This window comes from Bacillus sp. N5-665 (genome assembly GCF_022637375.2).
GTDB lineage: Bacteria > Bacillota > Bacilli > Bacillales > Bacillaceae_G > Bacillus_A > Bacillus_A wiedmannii.
This window is the reverse complement of record NZ_CP093324.1, coordinates 107,100-124,530: the sequence shown is the minus strand read 5'-3', so window position 1 is coordinate 124,530 and position 17,431 is coordinate 107,100. Positions and strand designations below refer to the sequence as shown.

15 protein-coding genes and 1 pseudogene are annotated in these 17,431 nt (G+C 31.9%); 5 read left to right on the top strand and 11 right to left on the bottom strand.

The features are described 5' to 3' along the window. Positions 1–196: 196 nt before the first annotated feature. Positions 197–1,477, top strand: a complete 1,281-nt coding sequence (locus MNO09_RS00540; protein ID WP_048562795.1) for an MFS transporter — start codon at positions 197–199, stop codon at positions 1,475–1,477. Between the two features lie 86 nt (positions 1,478–1,563). Here the strand turns inward: MNO09_RS00540 and MNO09_RS00535 are convergent, their stop codons facing one another. The 5 genes from MNO09_RS00535 to MNO09_RS00515 form a co-directional block, all read right to left on the bottom strand. Beyond that, positions 1,564–2,565, bottom strand: a complete 1,002-nt coding sequence (locus MNO09_RS00535; protein WP_016136255.1) for a LacI family DNA-binding transcriptional regulator — start codon at positions 2,563–2,565, stop codon at positions 1,564–1,566. Positions 2,566–3,158: 593 nt separating this feature from the next. After that, positions 3,159–3,788, bottom strand: a complete 630-nt coding sequence (locus MNO09_RS00530) for a Type 1 glutamine amidotransferase-like domain-containing protein (protein ID WP_016136254.1) — start codon at positions 3,786–3,788, stop codon at positions 3,159–3,161. Between the two features lie 305 nt (positions 3,789–4,093). Beyond that, positions 4,094–4,390 (bottom strand): hypothetical protein, encoded by a 297-nt coding sequence (locus tag MNO09_RS00525; protein ID WP_048562796.1) that lies wholly within the window; start codon positions 4,388–4,390, stop codon positions 4,094–4,096. A gap of 258 nt (positions 4,391–4,648) precedes the next feature. Next, entirely contained in the window at positions 4,649–6,190 is a 1,542-nt protein-coding gene (locus tag MNO09_RS00520; RefSeq protein ID WP_241949968.1) for a serine hydrolase domain-containing protein, read from the bottom strand. A gap of 24 nt (positions 6,191–6,214) precedes the next feature. Further along, positions 6,215–6,757 (bottom strand): condensation domain-containing protein, encoded by a 543-nt coding sequence (locus MNO09_RS00515; RefSeq protein ID WP_241949967.1) that lies wholly within the window; start codon positions 6,755–6,757, stop codon positions 6,215–6,217. 229 nt (positions 6,758–6,986) lie between these two features. Between MNO09_RS00515 and tnpB the strand changes: the two are divergent. Continuing rightward, a pseudogene (gene tnpB / locus MNO09_RS00510) lies at positions 6,987–8,112 on the top strand (IS200/IS605 family element RNA-guided endonuclease TnpB). A 333-nt stretch (positions 8,113–8,445) separates the two neighbouring features. Here the strand turns inward: tnpB and MNO09_RS00505 are convergent. After that, positions 8,446–8,808: a PH domain-containing protein gene (locus tag MNO09_RS00505; RefSeq protein WP_016136249.1), complete on the bottom strand. Its 363-nt coding sequence runs from the start codon at positions 8,806–8,808 to the stop codon at positions 8,446–8,448. A 581-nt stretch (positions 8,809–9,389) separates the two neighbouring features. On the opposite strand from MNO09_RS00505, the gene MNO09_RS00500 reads away from it, so the two are divergent. Continuing rightward, the gene (locus MNO09_RS00500; RefSeq protein ID WP_000219733.1) at positions 9,390–9,686 is read left to right on the top strand and encodes a hypothetical protein; all 297 of its coding nucleotides are present in this window, start codon (positions 9,390–9,392) and stop codon (positions 9,684–9,686) included. A 98-nt stretch (positions 9,687–9,784) separates the two neighbouring features. Here the strand turns inward: MNO09_RS00500 and MNO09_RS00495 are convergent, their stop codons facing one another. Both MNO09_RS00495 and MNO09_RS00490 read right to left on the bottom strand, forming a co-directional pair. Continuing rightward, a complete protein-coding gene (locus tag MNO09_RS00495) occupies positions 9,785–9,907 on the bottom strand; it encodes an IS3 family transposase (RefSeq protein ID WP_353939944.1) in 123 nt (40 codons plus the stop codon). A 23-nt stretch (positions 9,908–9,930) separates the two neighbouring features. Continuing rightward, complete coding sequence (locus tag MNO09_RS00490; RefSeq protein ID WP_186367216.1) at positions 9,931–10,101, bottom strand: hypothetical protein; 171 nt, start codon at positions 10,099–10,101, stop codon at positions 9,931–9,933. Positions 10,102–10,573: 472 nt separating this feature from the next. On the opposite strand from MNO09_RS00490, the gene MNO09_RS00485 reads away from it, so the two are divergent. Further along, entirely contained in the window at positions 10,574–11,248 is a 675-nt protein-coding gene (locus tag MNO09_RS00485) for a hypothetical protein (RefSeq protein ID WP_144525189.1), read from the top strand. Positions 11,249–11,456: 208 nt separating this feature from the next. On the opposite strand, the gene MNO09_RS00480 is transcribed toward MNO09_RS00485, so the two are convergent. The 3 genes from MNO09_RS00480 to MNO09_RS00470 all read right to left on the bottom strand — a co-directional run bounded on the left by MNO09_RS00480 (position 11,457) and on the right by MNO09_RS00470 (position 15,215). Continuing rightward, positions 11,457–11,861, bottom strand: coding sequence for a hypothetical protein (locus MNO09_RS00480; protein WP_098720478.1), 405 nt, complete (start codon positions 11,859–11,861; stop codon positions 11,457–11,459). A gap of 100 nt (positions 11,862–11,961) precedes the next feature. Further along, complete coding sequence (locus tag MNO09_RS00475; protein ID WP_016135844.1) at positions 11,962–12,285, bottom strand: hypothetical protein; 324 nt, start codon at positions 12,283–12,285, stop codon at positions 11,962–11,964. 35 nt (positions 12,286–12,320) lie between these two features. Beyond that, positions 12,321–15,215: a pre-toxin TG domain-containing protein gene (locus MNO09_RS00470; RefSeq protein WP_016135843.1), complete on the bottom strand. Its 2,895-nt coding sequence runs from the start codon at positions 15,213–15,215 to the stop codon at positions 12,321–12,323. Positions 15,216–15,418: 203 nt separating this feature from the next. On the opposite strand from MNO09_RS00470, the gene MNO09_RS00465 reads away from it, so the two are divergent. Continuing rightward, positions 15,419–17,071 (top strand): Sau3AI family type II restriction endonuclease, encoded by a 1,653-nt coding sequence (locus tag MNO09_RS00465; protein WP_088107581.1) that lies wholly within the window; start codon positions 15,419–15,421, stop codon positions 17,069–17,071. Positions 17,072–17,431: the final 360 nt, after the last annotated feature.

Here is a 17,431-nt window from a genome sequence, read left to right as displayed (position 1 = left end):
CCCCCATCTATAAGGTATTTCTTTCTTTTCATACTCACTATTATTTTATTGTCCAATAAGTAAATAGAATGCCTCTATAAAAGAAAGTTGTAAATTGTCAAAAAATTTAATTGACGACCTCATAATGTAAGCGTATACTTTTTTTATCAAAAAGAATTAAGCGCTTAACCAAAAATAACTTATCGGTGGTGGGAGAATGAACGCTATTAGTTCAAACAAAACATTTATGGACAGGATTGGGATCCCTTCTAATTTAACTTGGGGATACATAGGGATTATTGTTTTTATGATTGGGGACGGGTTAGAACAGGGATGGTTATCCCCTTATCTCGTTGAAAAAGGACTAACGCTAGAACACGCTGCTTTCTTGTTTACTATTTACGGAATTACTGTATCTGCTTCTTCTTGGTTTTCGGGGGTATTTGTACAAATGTGGGGACCAAGAAAAGTCATGACGTTTGGTTTAGTATCATTCATTTTAGGTTCAATCGGGTTCATAGGTATAGGAATTCAACATATGAATTATCCCGTAATATTAATTTGCTATGCCCTACGAGGGTTCGGTTATCCTTTATTTGCTTATTCTTTTCTAGTTTGGGTATCTTACAGTACTCCTCAACAAATGCTTTCAAGAGCAGTTGGCTGGTTCTGGTTCGTATTCCAGCTGGGGCTTAGTGTTATAGGAGCCTTTTATTCTAGCTATATGGTTCCTAAAATCGGAGAAATCGCTACATTATGGAGTGCTTTAATTTTTGTTGTCGTCGGTGGATTATTCTCAATTGTTGTAAATAAGGATAAATTTAAAGCACAAACCGTAAGCGCTAACAAATCAAGTGAATTACTAAAAGGCATTACCATCGCATTTGAAAATCCTAAAGTTGGTATAGGCGGTATTGTAAAAATTATAAACTCGGCCGCTCAGTTTGGATTTGTTGTTTTCCTACCTACCTATATGATGAAATATAATTTTACGATGACTGAATGGCTTCAAATTTGGGGTACTCTATTCTTTGTAAATATGGTGTTTAATATTATTTTTGGTATTGTTGGAGACAAGTTTGGTTGGGTAAATACAATTAAATGGTTCGGAGGAGTCGGTTGCGGAATTGTAACTCTTGCACTCTATTATGTGCCACAAATGGTAGGACATAATTATTGGGCGATATTATTTGTTGCCTGTTGCTATGGAGCAACACTTGCCGGCTATGTACCTCTTACCGCGTTAGTCCCATCTTTATCTCCTGAAAATAAAGGAGCTGCAATGTCTGTCTTAAATTTAGGTTCAGGATTATCAGCATTTGTTGGACCATTAGTAGTAACTGCCTTCATCGGGCCATTAGGTGTTGGTGGCGTAATGTGGATCTTTGCTGGTTTGTATTTCTTTGGTGCATTTTTAACCCATTTCCTTACTATTCCAAAAGAAAATGAGATGGAGCAGGATTTAAATACGAAAAGCGGTGAGCAGTTCTCTGTATAAACCCTATATAAAAGAAGGTCATCCTAACTATACTTAGTTACGATGACCTTCTTTTGTTACATTCAAATAGGCTTATGAAAAATCTATCATGTAATATCCTTTACTGAGGATCGCTCTACTAACTGAGGAATAATTGTAATTTTTTGCTTAGCATGCTCCTTCATTTCCATCGTTTTTAGCAGTTGTTCAAACGTACAGGCTGCCATTTGTTTAATTGGCTGTTCAATTGTTGTTAACCCCGGATCTGCAATCTCAGCATAGATTGTATTATCAAATCCGATAATTGATAAATCTTCCGGAATTGAAAGCCCTTGTTTTCTTGCTTCATTCATAAGGCATATAGCAATTAAATCTGTACAAGCAAAAACCGCTGTAGGCCTGTAAGGCAAATTAAGTAATTCCTTACTTGCACGTTTACTATCTTCCACTGTCGAATAGCAGCTAATGATAGCCTCATCATCTAACGAAATCTCCGAATCCGTTAGAGCTTGTTTGAAACCATTCAATCTCCCTACGCTACTTTTTCTATCCTTCTCCAACATAATCGTTAAAGATGTATGGCCTTTCTGCGTTAGATAACTTCCAGCTAGATAGCCTCCCCTCATATCATCAGTTGTCACAACATGAGTCGTGATGGAAGGATGATCTACAGTGAATAGTACAAGTGGTAAATCTCGATTCACGATTTTTTTTACAAGTTTATAATCGTTTAGCTCCGTCGCAATAATAATGCCGTCTACTTGCTTTTTAAATAGTAAATCAATGTATTCGTGCTCACGTTTTGTTTGATGATCTGTACTACATAAAATGAGTGTATACCCTGATTCTCGTGCACTATTTTCAAAAGCTCTTGCTACTTCTGCAAAAAAAGGATTTGAGATATCTGGGACAAGTACCCCAATCGTATATGTTTTTTTACCTGTTAACGCTGCTGCTACACTACTTGGCTGGTAATCTAATTCATCCATTACCTGATTTACTTTGTTTATTGTTTTTTCACTAATACGCCCAGTTTGATTAATTACCTTGGATACAGTCGCTATTGATACACCTGCTTTTTCCGCAACATCATAAATTGTTGGTTTCACTTTAATTATCCCTTCTTAATCATCTTTTTCTATATTTTATCATAAATATATTTTGCTTCTTGGTACACAGGAGGAATTTTTTAATGAATTTACCGGAAGAATTCTCCTTCCTCAAGCGTGTGAAGGGCGATAGCCAAACGGTAGGTGGGAGATGAATTTCGGTTTGGCATAGCAAAAAACTTTTGATAAACTAGCTATCTGAAGTTCTTTGATAGCTTGATATAGGAGGTTGCAGGAAGAAAATAGAGTGCGAAAACCAAGCTATTCGGTAACTGCTTAAAATATCAACCGTATACAGGGAGCGTCCAAGCGTTGGACTCTAGACGTAACGCTCAAGGAGTCGAAAGGTTTCTTTCATCGTGGAGCTGAGAAGCTCCCAATTCAAGCTTTGCTAAGTGGCAAGTAGTTCACTAATATCTCTAATAATTACATTAATAAAAATAAAGAAGAGTCCTGTATTAACAGGACCCTTTTTCTATAGTTTCAACATAATTGTTCCTCAATTTATAAACATAAAGGAGATGGTTTTATACATGATCCCTTAGAAGAAACCGAAAAGAGTTTCTTCTTTGTTAATATAAATTGAAACTAAATTAGATTTTCAAAATATCACCAATCAATTTAATCTCTTCTCCCTCAATAACTATCCCATCACCATCTTTACAAGCATAAATCTCCCTATTTTTCAACTTAGAATAATCTTTTAATAAATCTAAATATTTCCCACTTTGTTCCTCGCTCCAATGAGGCATAAAATCAAAATCTACAATACCTAGGGACTCTCTATCCTCTAGTCCTATAATATCCTCGTCTAAAAATTGGGCTGTATCAATACTTTTAGTTGTTATTATACTACCAGCACTAACACCAATCAAAACCCCACCATTTTGCAAATATGATTTTAATGAATGCAATAAATTTCTTTTTCTTAAGGAATATAAAAAGCAGAATGTATTTCCACCAGAAAGATGTATTCCATCATAATTAAATATGTCATTAACCTTTCTTTCATCGTATTCTTTGTCTAAATCAAAATATTTCACATTATTAATTCCTAAATATCTATAGTATTTAACTACATAATTAAAATATTTTCCTGTTACATCTGAAGATGCTCGAAGATATGCTATTGAAGGATTTTCTTTATTTAACAACCTTAAAAGTTCATAATCCAATTTTCTATCTTCTTGTACTTGATCACTGTATAATACTATTTTTCTCATTAAACTCCCCCCTATTTTCTAATCAATAACTTATCAATTTTGAATTTTTGAAATTTATTTTTGACCTTTCTCACAAAAAAATAATACCAATTTAATATATAACTTTTTTAGTATCTCTTAAGGTACATTTCCTAAAAGCGGTATTCCATATCTGGACTCGATAATTCTTTTTTTATCATATTCTTTTAAAATGAATTTTAAATAGTCTATTAACTAAAGAGATAGACTATTTAACGGATTTGATTTATTTTTTATGTGTCAGTCCTGAATGTTTAATCACACATTCATTTTTTAAAATTCCCTAATCACTCCATTATCTCATAGGCTTTAAACAGGTCTTCAAGTTCAATATTATTCATAGTTTCATCTACGGAAATCATATATGAGGTAATAACTGATGAAACTTTTTTAGCAAGTTCTATTCTTAATTTAAGAGATACTCTACCTCCATAATCGATAAGCTCATTAATTACTTCTTTATAGTCAGATGGCGATGTTATTAAAGCCGTACTTAAAAATACTTTTCTGGCACTATGACACATAGTAGGCCCTCCAACATCAATTAATTTTCTTATTTCTTCTAGTTCTTTATAATCTTTCATATAATGGACTGAATTCTTCCCTTTTCAATTTCTTCAAACTTGCTATAAGAAGATTCCAGTGATTTTTTTACAATTTCCATTCTTTTTGAATATACTATTTCATTGGTTAAATCTATTAATTTCCCCCTCATAACCTTTTGCCCATAGACATAAAGAATAAGTCCTAAAACGAAATACATTAACAGCTTAATCTTTAACGCATTATTACTTGTTACAGTCATATTAATAGTGAAAATTATAAGCGCATTATCAAAACCACTAATAACGCTTTATAGATAACAAAAATATTCCCTTATCGTTTTCTTTTTTGAAAAAGCTTATAAATACTAAGTATATATACACTAACCATACACTGGTAAATACAAAATAAAGTGCAACTTCAACACTATTAGGAAGCCATACAAAAACAAATTCCCAGGATACTCCTCTATAAAGGATATATGGAATTAAATATATACAGTAACTTATTCCCAGCATGAACAGAAAAGAAAAAACAAGCTTTAATAAACTCTTTTTTCCATATGTATTTAAATGCCTTTGTTTATTTAATATTGCTTTTAATGTGAAAAATAATATGCTTAAAACTATTAAAATTGAAATACATATAATTACACTAGCTATTGTATCTGCGCCTTTATTTAAATCTATTATATTTTTATTGTAAGTGCCCTCTTCTAAAATCTTATTAATACCTTGACCTATAAGTTCTACATATTGTGAGTTCGTATTACTTAGTACTGCAACCCCGACTTTATCCTTAGGATTAAATACTATAAATGAAGAATAGTTAGGATTATTCCCGGCATGTGAAATTTGATTTTCACTCTTTGGATAAATGAACCAACCACTAGCATAGAATGATCCATCACTTAATGGTCTAACTGTACGATTGGCCTCTTGAGATTTTCCAACTATGTCTTTATCAAATTTCAAATCATTTAAAGTGCCCAGCTGAATCTTAAGCCACTTAGCCATATCTTCAGCACTGGAGATAATATACCCAGCCGGCTTATTCCCTCTATACACAGGTGCATCATATACATCATTTTTTAAGAATTCGAGTTTATACCCTTTAGCGATATATTCATTAACAATCTCATTTTTATAAAGATAAGTATTATGTAAACCCAATGGCTTTAAGACATTTTCTTCAATATAGCCTTCATAAGATTTCCCTGTCACTTTTTCAATAACCAACCCTAAAACATCATAATTTATAGTTGCATACTGGAAATCCCTACCTGGTTCACTATCTAATTCTATATTAATTAAGGTTTTAACTGTTTCTTCAAGTGCATTATCTTCATTAGAAACTGGTATCTTATCTATCGTTTTAAAAGGTATACCACTTGTTTGATGTAATAATTGTTCTATAGTTATTGAAGCTTCCTTACCTTTATATTTAACTTTTAACCATGGTATATATTTAGTTACTTCATCTTCAAGTTTAATTTGTCCACTTTTTTCTAAATTAAAAATTCCTAAAGCAGTAACTGCTTTACTATTAGATCCTATTTCAAACAAGGTTTTAGAAGTAACTGGCTTTTTAGCATCTATATCTGAATATCCGAATTCTTTTTGATACACAGTCTTATCGCCTTTAACTAAGGTAACTGCTAGTCCTGGAACCTTACCTTTATCCATATTTTCTTCTATAAACTTTTCTATTTTTAGTTTTGTATCATTTGTTAATAAATTTATCTGTTCAACCTCATTGTCTAATGCATATCCCTTAAGTGGTAATACAACTATACTGAGAAAAACACTAAGTATAACTAACAATTCTCTTAAATTTTTCATAATAATATACCCCTTGCGTAACTTCTAATTAAACAATGCATCTAAATCTTCTTGTGAAATTTCTACAGCATCAAAATCCGATGGGGTGAATTCCTTGAAATCCTTTTCTATGCACTTATCTAAAATTACCTTCAAAGTATTCACATAACTTTCAATAAACCTTTGGATTGTTTCATCTTTAAATCTATTTTTACTGTAGATAATATTTATCTTTAGTGCACCATTTACCACCATAGCCTCTAAATCCATTAGTGCTGTCAATGAATTATTCTTGTCACTATCTAACGCAAATTCAATGTTGTTTAGATTTAATTGGTTCTTATCAATTATATTATCAAAACTTCCAAGATAATTGAATCTTATATACTTGACTTCTTGTTCTTTAAATTCCCTATTTAAAAACTTAAGAATGCTATAATTAAATCCTTTATTAGGTATGTTTCTAAGTTGTTCCTTTAATGATTTAATTTTATCCTCTATCTCCTCATGATCCACCTTAAAATATGCAGGGTACATACTTGTAAACCATCCAACAGTTCTAGATATGTCAATTTGACCATTTATCAACTCTCTTCAGTGTCTTTCAAGTTCAACTATTACTTCAGTTTTATCATTTTAGCCAAGAAGACTCCTTCCTCAAGGAACGCGAAGTGTGTAGGTGGGAGATGCATTGGCTTCGAACAAGGGATGGCAGGAAGTCATCTTAATTGTTCGACATGCAGAAAGTGTTACTTCACTATCCACCGAATGTACGTTTGGTATATAATAGTCATATACCGAAATGGAGGTGAATCAAATGATAATTAATAAAGCCTTTAAGTTTCGTATCTATCCAAATCAAGCACAAGCAATTCTAATTAATAAAACGATAGGTTGTTCTCGCTTTGTATTCAATCATTTCCTATCCCTATGGAATCACGCATATAAAGAAACTGGAAAAGGTTTAACATATGGTACATGCTCTGCCAAACTCCCTGCCATGAAGAAAGAGTTTATTTGGCTCAAAGAAGTGGATAGTATTGCGATTCAGTCGTCTGTTCGCAACCTTGCGGATGCGTATACACGATTTTTTAAAAAACAAAATAGTGCCCCGCGTTTCAAATCCAAGAAGAATAACGTACAATCTTATATCACAAAACAAACAAATGAAAACATTGCCGTTATAGGAAGCAAAATAAAATTGCCAAAACTAGGTCTTGTTCGATTTGCCAAAAGTCGTGAAATAACGGGACGTATTGTAAATGCTACAGTTAGACGGAACCCTTCTGGTAGATATTTTGTGTCATTATTAGTTGAAACAGAAGTACAAGAACTTCCGAAAACACATTCTTACATTGGAGTAGATGTAGGTAGGACTAAAAGATTTCGCCATTTTGTCAGATGGAACACCCTATGAAAATCCGAAGTTTTTCCGATCATTAGAAGATAAGTTGGCGAAAGCACAGCGTGTCCTTTCTAGAAGAATGAAAGGATCTTCTCGTTGGAATAAACAACGAGTAAAAGTAGCTAGAATTCATGAATACATATCAAATGCTAGAAAAGATTACTTAGACAAAATCTCAACTGAAATCATCAAAAACCACGATGTTATCGGTATAGAGGATTTGCAAGTATCAAATATGTTAAAAAATCGTAAGTTAGCAAAAGCAATTAGTGAAGTATCATGGTCACAGTTTCGAACCATGTTGGAATATAAAGCAAAATGGTATGGCAAACAAGTCATTGTCGTATCGAAAACATTTGCTTCCAGCCAATTATGTTCTTGTTGTGGATATCAAAACAAAGACGTTAAAAATCTAAACCTACGTAAATGGGACTGTCCTTCTTGTCGTACACACCATGATAGGGATATTAACGCAAGTATCAATATAAAGAATGAAGCAATAAGGCTTCTAACCGCAAGGACTGCGGGGTTAGCCTAATCAATTAGAGTTCGATAGAACTCTTTACTTAGGAATCCTCCACTTCTAAACCAAGTGAAAGTGGGGGTAGTTCAAGCCTCTTTCAAGTCCTAATGCACACCTTAAAAATAGCACTTTTAAAAAGTGCTATTTTTACTTTGCATGTCATCCATCCATGTATAAGGATAATAAAACTCTTTAATTTTATCTTTAGAAAGGCAATAACCTCCCATCAAACAGGATGATAGAAGGTTATTAAAGTCATTTAAAATTTGTTTTTTGTTTTAATGTTTTCAATTTTAGCAAATCATACTATTGTTTAATTTGAGAAGCAAATTTTAAAAACAAACTTCTTTATTTCAAGATCATAATTTTTTCTTTTACAAATACCGCAAACCTCTCCAGGTCACCTTCCTCAATTAAATTCATCACTTCACGTTCGCCATCATGAAAAAAAATGATTTTCTTTCCTGTTAATAATCCTTTTTCTACATCTATTGAATTAATTTTGGCATAATTAAATACTTTAAACGTTTCACTCCCTAAATATTTTGTATAAAAACACATACGTTCATTTGTAGCGACCAATATCCCTTTTCTTTGACTACCCATACCAAATACTTGATATTGAAACATTCCATATAGGCTATTTTCAATAATCTCATTTTCATTAAGATGTGATTGTACCAATGTCATAGCCGTTTTTATATTTTTCATGACAACTCCTCCTGTATTCTCCCTTTATTAACTATAAGGATATTAGAATATCTATATTTTCATCATACAGGATAAAGAGTTTAAATTCCAATTAATACCACTTTTTAGAAAAACTTTATTAACTGTGAACAATCCTACGATGAATTGAGATTTTAACTTTTGAATATTTTATTTAATCCTTACTAATAATATAAATAAATTGGTACCAGCCAATCAGTATCCATAATAAATCTCTCTTTTTTTGAATTCTTCCTGTGGCAAGGCGGCTATTTTTTATAGCTGCCTTGCTTGAATTAATTATAAATATTTACACATACTATTAGCGGAATGCTTGAATCATTGTCATTGAAAATGTTCAGCACTTCCGCTCCTTAAGAGAACAGTCTACGCAACTGTTCTCTTTCCTATTTCCTTTTTCACAAATATAATATGACAAGCATTATTAACTCCGCTACAATCAATAGCATCTCAACATTCTCAACGTTTCCTCAACAATTTCACAATATTTTTCATGGACAACAGCACACTTTCTCAACAGTTTTAATATCTTAATATTAAATACTGAAAGGAGATGTTGAAAAATGACTTGGTTCATTATTTTAGGATTTATGCTTATTTTAATAATAAGCGGTTTTCATGCACATAGTATTCATATCATTTTCAAAATAGGTTCAGATACAAAAGCTGTGCCAAGTTGGTCTTTCGTTAATAAAATAAACTTCCAAACATTAAAAGAATTAATAAAAGGACTAAATAAGGATAAACTTAAAATCCTTACAATAGGAGAACTTGTTATTCCTTTAAGTTTCTTTAATAGATTATTTAGCAAAACATTAATTTTTCTATTCCTATTCTTTTACTCTCAATACTTAAACTAACGTAATATGAGATGAGTTAAAGAATAACAATCACTGCGCGTAGCAAGCCAAAAATCGATCGTCTATGATGAACTGGACCTGAAGAATTAAACAAAAAATTATGCGGCTGTTTGAATTTGAGTCCGGTATTGTACTGGACTCATTCCTTTTAACTGTACTTTGATTTTTTTTCGATTGTAATGAACTATATAATTATCTAATACTATCTTAATCTGTTCCATACCTTCGAATTTTGTAAGATAAATTACTTTTGCTTTCTCTTGTTCTGTAATTCCATTTCTTTTTGAACGAAGGCCTTTAACTTTTTTAAGTAATCGACTTCTATACGTAAACATTCATTTTCATCTTTTAATGCCTCTATAGCCTCTTCAATAGCTGCTTTATCTAACTTCAATCTTGTATTTGTAATTCCCATAGCTGGATCCCCTTTCTTCTTTTATATAGGAAATCCATGTCTTTTAAATCATATATTTCCCTTCATCTATGAACCATTTCAATGAATTCCTTAACAAAAACGATTCATTTATTTCCTTCGTATTTAATCTATTTCTAAACATTTCAGATATATTCTTTGATAAATCCCACTATATTCATTCCATATTTTTCTCTCCTAAATGAACCGTAGTACATATTATCCACAACATATTTATAGGTTTTTATATTATTTTTAACAAAATCTGCTTACATTTAAATAGACATACCACTTTAATCTGTCAACTCCACCTATATTGATAAATATAAAAAATCGGATTTATTCGACAATTCAATGACTTATAACAGGAAAATATATACATTAAATAAAACCTGATATATCTTTAGTTTGTAAGTTGTAGTTAGTTGGCCAACTTTCCATACAATTTAATAATTTAAAATATGGGGGATCTAAAATGAATCAAATATTAAGAAAAAGTAAGAAAAAAATGATGTATCTAGTTGGTTCACTTCTAATTTCTCTATCAATGTTTTCAACTACTAGTTTTGCAGCTACAGAAGGTGCTGTAAAAAGTGTTACAAATAGTACCTATACTGGGATTGCAGCTGATATAAATCTACCAAAATCAGTTGTTGTTAAAGATGGGTATGTGAATTGGTATTTAGGTATTGGAGCATCTAAAGTTGAGGGTGGTATTTCCAAAACACCAAGTGGATATAAAGTATTTCTAAATTCAGGATATAATGAATCAGGTCAAAACAGTAAGTATTGGAACACACAGTTTGATGCGTCAATTAAAGATGGTGATCGAGTGAACCTTAAAATTATTAATAACGGAAATGGTACGGTTACTATGTATGTAAATGGAAATCCTAGATATGCAAATCAGCCTGTATATGGCTCATTTTCTCAATATGAACCAGTAAAAATGGTTCAGGGGGTTGAAGATACTGGACGTAATTCCTTTAGCCAAGCTAGCTTTTCAAACGTACTTCTAAGAACAGATACATCTGGGGCTACCTACAAAAGTTGGAACGGTTCAATTTCTTCCTCATTTTCAAGACACGGTACTTATGGTAACAATTTCACAGTTTATTCTCAAGTACCATTAAGCGTAAGTTTACGCTAAAGGTGTTATTTGAACCATAATATTTTTGAAAAAAGTAGTTGCACTTGCAGCTACTTTTTTTATATAGGGTACATTGTAATAAATATTTGTGCCAACATAAATACTATCTATCAACTTTTTCAAAAATAAGCTGTTTATTTAAATGTTATGTACAAAAAAACTAGAAATATTTAATTATATGTTTTTTATAGATTAATCAATTCATTTACTATTTCTCAAATTCATCAATTTCAGCTTTACGCTTTAAAAATATTTCAATATCTTTATTCACTCTTTCCATTAAACCAAGAGCATGTCTATCATTTAAAGCTAATTCTTTATAACCCCATATATATTCTATTGTTGTCGCTTTACTATGTTTATGATCTGCAAAATACCATCCTAAAGGTTGTAAAGGATTCGATACTTCAAACAATTCTCCAGGGTACCATGAAGGTAAGTTTTCATTTTCTCCTAAGATTAGATAGTCTAATTCTCCATTGAATAAACTAATACCATAAACCACATATTCCTTATGGATTTCTAAATTTATTATTGAATCTCTATTATATCCTTGTTTTAATAACTCCTCTGAAAATGTATCTCCTGAATTTTTTATACACATTATTTTCATATACAAGCTCCTATCATCAAAAAATTAGTTTTTAAATTTAAAATTAACAAAATTAATATAATAAAAACCGTAGAAAATGATTATTTCCCACGGTTTTTGATTAAAATTCTCTAATATTAATGGCAAAGTGCGGTTTGAATCTCACTTCTATCGCTTTTTTTTCTTCAGAGCACTGAATATGAAGTATATCATTACGGGTATAGACACGTTCTACAGATTCCATATTAACATCAAATACACACCCTTCATTATAAGAAAGACTTAAATTAACTGTATTCTCATAAACTGACATAATCATTATTAATTTAAACCCTAATGAATCAATTTTGCGATATAGATACACACCTGCACCTTCAATTAAAAAGTCTTCTGGTTCACTCTCGAATAGCTCTAAAAGTTCGTATTCATCATATTTAATATCCACTATTTGTACCAACCTTTTGCAACGTAAAATATTATTTATTTATCCTTCTTTGCGGGAACAGCTGTTATTACATCCCCGTTGTCATTAAGTATAACATAACCATCTGCTCTACTATATTTCCAAGTTCCTGGTTTATCACCTGGAGAACGAGAACCAGTTTTGATAATATCTTCAACCACATTTGGTGTCATACCACGAGGATCAATTTTAGAAAATAGTTCGTTATATTCTTTAGATCCTGGTTTATATCCCTTTTTAGCAGCCATTTCCCGAGCTCTTGAATTAAGCTCTGCTCTTATTTCAAGGGTATCTGGAGCCATTCTTTCTAAAGCATGCTCAGTATATTTACGACCATTGATGACCCCTCCACCTCTTGGCATGCTCCATCCAATGCCTGAAGTTCCTTTTGTTGCATTTTCAATAGCTTTACCTTTCTTCTCAAGATCACCAATCTTTCCAACAACTTTACCAACAACTCGTGTTGTACCACCAGATACGGCTGCCAGTGTACCCCACGCATAATCTTCTGGACCGTATTTTTGACCTGTTACTAAGTCTTCCCCTTTTATGAGTTGTCCAATTTCTTTTCCTGTACCAATTATAGGCGTAATATCCAATATGAATGATAAATCTCCATCATTCTTACGATCATATACTCTAGATGGATCCCCACCTAAATCACGTAGTACATTACTTAAGTCGATATTTCCAACATTGATGGCAGCAGCAGGAATATCAATCTTATGACTTGCTATTTTATTAGCCGAGTCCATAAAGATATTTGCAAGATCTATTCCCATATTGAAATCTGTGTAGAATCCTGGGACTTTGGCATCCAATGCTTGTAAATCTTGCGCAATGATTGGAGCGTTTTTTCGTGTTACTTGTACAAGTTCCTCCAATTGAGGTTTCGCTTCATCTACAGAATGTTTTAAACGAATCGAACTATTTACAACTGGTCCTAAGTCTTTAATGACACCCGAAAGCCCTTCAGCTAACTGACGATGATTTTCCTCAATTTGACGAAGTCCTTTATTAATCTCATTTTGTGTTTCAATAGCTTTACCTGCAACCACATCTAGCGCTTGATAATAGCCAGCATAGACTTTCATAAGGGATTCATAATACTGCAAAATAGATACATATACATCAGCACTAAATTCCATCCACTCTTTTCCGTACGCTAGAGCATCTTTTCCTGTATTTCCAAGTAGTTTAAATAGCTCTTTTCTTTGAGTGACCGTTAAATTTTTAATGTCACCTTTCATTGCATTCACTAATTCTTGCAATTTATCATGTGATTCTTTCATCAATTGCATTTTATACTGTGCATCTTGCTTTGCATTGTTTATGTTAATAGAAATACTTTCCCAGGTCTCTGCATCATCTAACCAACGCTGTTCTTCTTTTTCTAAAATCTTAATCGTGTTATTTATGACTGTTTCGTCACTTTTTAAATAATCTAATACACCCTCAAATATTTTTATTTTCCCATCAAGAAGAGTAAGTGGACTTTTGGCTTCCTGGTCAAAAATAATGGCATCATGGATACGCACATATCCTTTTTCTCCTTGATAATTCACTTCATACCAAGAGCCAACTTTCCCTGTTACTTCTATCACTTCACTATTATTTACACGTTTTGCACGCAATACTTTTCTTAAATCTGGCTCTGGATATACTTTTTTAACAAGGGATTCTAATGTAACCCACCCTTTAATCATTTCTCCGTCTTGATTAAAGGAGAATTTCTTGTCTTTATATGTAAAATCTCCTGTTTGTAATGCACCTGAAGGCTGTAGTAAGTACCAACTAAACTCTTGCTTCATCCAACCATTTTTTGACTCATGAGAAGCATCAAAATAATATGGTTTCCCATCAACATTTGTAAAACCTGATTGTACATTACCTAATGGACTAAAGTAATAGATTTTCCCATCAATATGTTGGATTCCGGTCTGCACTACGCCATCGGTTCCCAGATAATAATCTGATCCATTTGTATGTACCCATCCTGTTTGCATAAACCCATCGGTACCAAAATAATAACGTTTCCCATCAATCGCTTGGAAACCAGTTATTCTTTGCCCATCTTTTTTATAATACGTCCATTTTCCTTCTTCTTGTACCCACCCTTGTTTATTATCTAAATAAAGTGCTTCTTTTAATTGATCAATCCATTTTAATCCATTCGCAAGAAGAGCTAAATCACTATCTAGTTGTTTATCAAATTTCTTTTGAATATTGGGCGGAAAGTATTTTTCAGGATCTTTATGATACTCAGTTATAATAAAATGAGACAAATTCGTTGCTTCCTTTGTTACATCCCATGAACGAACTGGTGATTCACCAATCACAACAGATTCAAATATCCGAACATAACCGACTTCTCCTTGATATTTGACCTGATACCATAAGCCCTGCTTTGAAATGACCTCTAAGACATCCCCATCCTTTACAGGTTTAGATTTAAATAGAAATTTTGTTTCTGGCTTTGGATAGATTCTTTTAACAGCAGAACGAAGGGTAACCCATCCTTTTTCCATATCTCCGTACTTATTTATTTCAAATGGTTTTCCTTGATAGGTAAATGTTCCTGTCACATACTTCCCATCTTTTAAATAGCTCCATGAGGTTGCAGAAAAACTCCATCCGGTCTTTAGTTTACCAGGTTCACTATAATATAAAGTGTCTTTCCCTGCCTGCTTTTTCCCTTCAACTAGCCTTCCATCTTTAAAAAAGGAGTACTCTATTCCATCTAAAGTAATGTTATCTCTTTGCTTACTTCCATCTTTTTGATAATAAAACCAATTCTCATTTTCTTTGACCCAGCCTACTTTATTTAAAACTTCGGCTGCTTCTGTAAATGTTGGTGCATAGGTAGAAAATAATAAAAATAATGATACTATAAGTCCTATGACTTTCTTCATACTCGCATCTCCTTAACAATTTATTAAAAAACTTTTTAATTATATATTAGATTTTATTACTATAAAAATAATAACTATGGATATGCATAATTGCATATCCATACATAAAAGGATCATGTCCATAACCTGATAGCACATTATCAAAGTCATTGATATACTATAATTAACAATTGTTGTTCGTTTTATTGGAGGAGTTGATTGATTTGAGTAATATATATAATAGTAAGGAGAAAGTACATAAAAGAGCATTAGAAGCGATTGGAAAAACGCTTGGAGAAATTGATGTAAAGAACACTAAGAATGTGAAAAATAAATCCTATCCAGGCAATGTAATAGAGCAAATCTGGTTTGACCATCCTGCAGACAATTATGCCGAACCAGATTTTCCAGAAGCTGGTGTAGAATTAAAAGTTACCCCCATAGATAAACAAATAAAAAATGTTAAAGGGAAGAAAGTCAAAAAATTGATTGCTGGGGAAAGACTTGTTTTAAATAAAATTAATTACCAAAATGAATATGGTAAATCATTTGAACAAAGCTCATTTTGGCATAAGAATAAGCTAATTGAATTAATTCAATATTATAGACGTGATGTCTCGCATAAGAAGAAAATTTCTAGCGGAGAATTAATTGAAGATAAGACAAAATTTAAAGTATTATATGCGAATCTACTTTCAATGTCAGAGTTAAAAGATTTTGGCTTGCCTAAAGATACTATAATAGAAATATCTGAGAAAGATTTAGAAATCATCAAGCAAGACTGGAAAAAAATATCCGAATATATCAACTCTGGTAAAGCTGAACAATTATCAGAAGGGCTTACAAATTATCTAGGAGCATGTACAAAGTCAACAACTGGTGATGATTTTACAAAACAAAAGTTTACAGATGTTCCTGCAAAACCTAGAGCCTATTCATTTAAATCAAAATTTATTAATAAACTCATAAATAATCATATTATTGGACAAGACCATACCGAAGCAATTAATAGTATTGTGAAAGATGTTAGTGAGTTAAAAAAGAAAACTCTTGAGGAAATTATTATCTCTCGTTTCACTCCCTATTACGGTATGAAACAAAGTGAATTGATTCAAAACCTTGGTATCGAAGTAGGTAAAAATCATTCACAAAAAAATATTAATAACATATTAATTCGTGGAATTCTTAATTTGCCAGCCACTACAGATGAAGTTACATCAGAAGAAATTGAAAAAGCAGAAATTAGTTTAAAAACGGTTACTTTAAGAATGGGACAACCAAAGGAACATTTTAAATTTATGGGGATTCCTTCATTTCTTGAACTAGTTAACGAATCTTGGGAGGAATCAAGAGTTTATGATTTCTTAGAGAGAAAAAAATTTCTACTACTTATCTTTAATGATTTTAATAAACAGAAAAAAGATAGTAATTCGTACGAAACAAACCCTGAAAAAATCACTTTTTTAGGAGCTAAATTTTGGAATATGCCCATTCCTGATATAGATGGAGCTGTAAAAAGAGTTTGGAAAACAGAGGTAGAAAAACTAAAAAACGGTGTTGAATTAACTTTTACCAAAAATAAAAATAATGAAATCAGAATATATAATAATTTCATTAAACCATCTCTTGAAGATATTTTACATCTTCGACCCGATGCCAAAGTTGCTCAATACAGATTAAAATACTATAGAGACGTTGTAGTTAAAGGGACTCCTAAAAAGATATTAATGAATAATTCTAGGAAATTACCTCACCCAGCAACATGGATAAATCGACCCGAGAGTGAAAAAGAGAAATTTACAGATGAATATATGACAAAACAAGCTTGGTGGCTAAGTAAAGACTATATTTATGAACAAATTAAAGATTTGTTGTAGAATAATGCTTTAATCTAATTAAAAAGCTTACCAATATTTATATTTAGATCATAGATGTTAAACTCAATAAAATCAAAGGCAGGAACATATTTGATATGTACAAAATGTTCCTGCCTTTTAATTATGTGGCGAAACTTCACATTCATCCACGTAAAAATTTTTTAACACACTTAAAACAAAAATGTACATTCTCTCGTTTTGGGTCATTTGCTTTTAATAACTTGATTTGGATGGGTACCGCCAGTATTTTGATTGCTTTCATCTCGTTTAATTCTAGAGTCTACAAATGTTTTTTCTTGTTGATTCCTTAAGAATTTTATGTGTTCTCTAAGCTCTGAGTGATTATAATGCATAGGTTGA

Bases quoted from the DNA above. Each gene is read 5' to 3' on its own strand.
- MNO09_RS00520 (WP_241949968.1), bottom strand. From the start codon at position 6,190: ATGAAAAATTTAAGAGAATTGTTAGTTATACTTAGTGTTTTTCTCAGT.
- MNO09_RS00525 (WP_048562796.1), bottom strand. From the start codon at position 4,390: ATGAAAGATTATAAAGAACTAGAAGAAATAAGAAAATTAATTGATGTT.
- MNO09_RS00495 (WP_353939944.1), bottom strand. From the start codon at position 9,907: ATGGAACAGATTAAGATAGTATTAGATAATTATATAGTTCATTACAAT.
- MNO09_RS00505 (WP_016136249.1), bottom strand. From the start codon at position 8,808: ATGAAAAATATAAAAACGGCTATGACATTGGTACAATCACATCTTAAT.
- MNO09_RS00485 (WP_144525189.1), top strand. From the start codon at position 10,574: ATGAATCAAATATTAAGAAAAAGTAAGAAAAAAATGATGTATCTAGTT.
- MNO09_RS00540 (WP_048562795.1), top strand. From the start codon at position 197: ATGAACGCTATTAGTTCAAACAAAACATTTATGGACAGGATTGGGATC.
- MNO09_RS00490 (WP_186367216.1), bottom strand. From the start codon at position 10,101: ATGGGAATTACAAATACAAGATTGAAGTTAGATAAAGCAGCTATTGAA.
- MNO09_RS00480 (WP_098720478.1), bottom strand. From the start codon at position 11,861: ATGAAAATAATGTGTATAAAAAATTCAGGAGATACATTTTCAGAGGAG.
- MNO09_RS00500 (WP_000219733.1), top strand. From the start codon at position 9,390: ATGACTTGGTTCATTATTTTAGGATTTATGCTTATTTTAATAATAAGC.
- MNO09_RS00530 (WP_016136254.1), bottom strand. From the start codon at position 3,788: ATGAGAAAAATAGTATTATACAGTGATCAAGTACAAGAAGATAGAAAA.
- MNO09_RS00470 (WP_016135843.1), bottom strand. From the start codon at position 15,215: ATGAAGAAAGTCATAGGACTTATAGTATCATTATTTTTATTATTTTCT.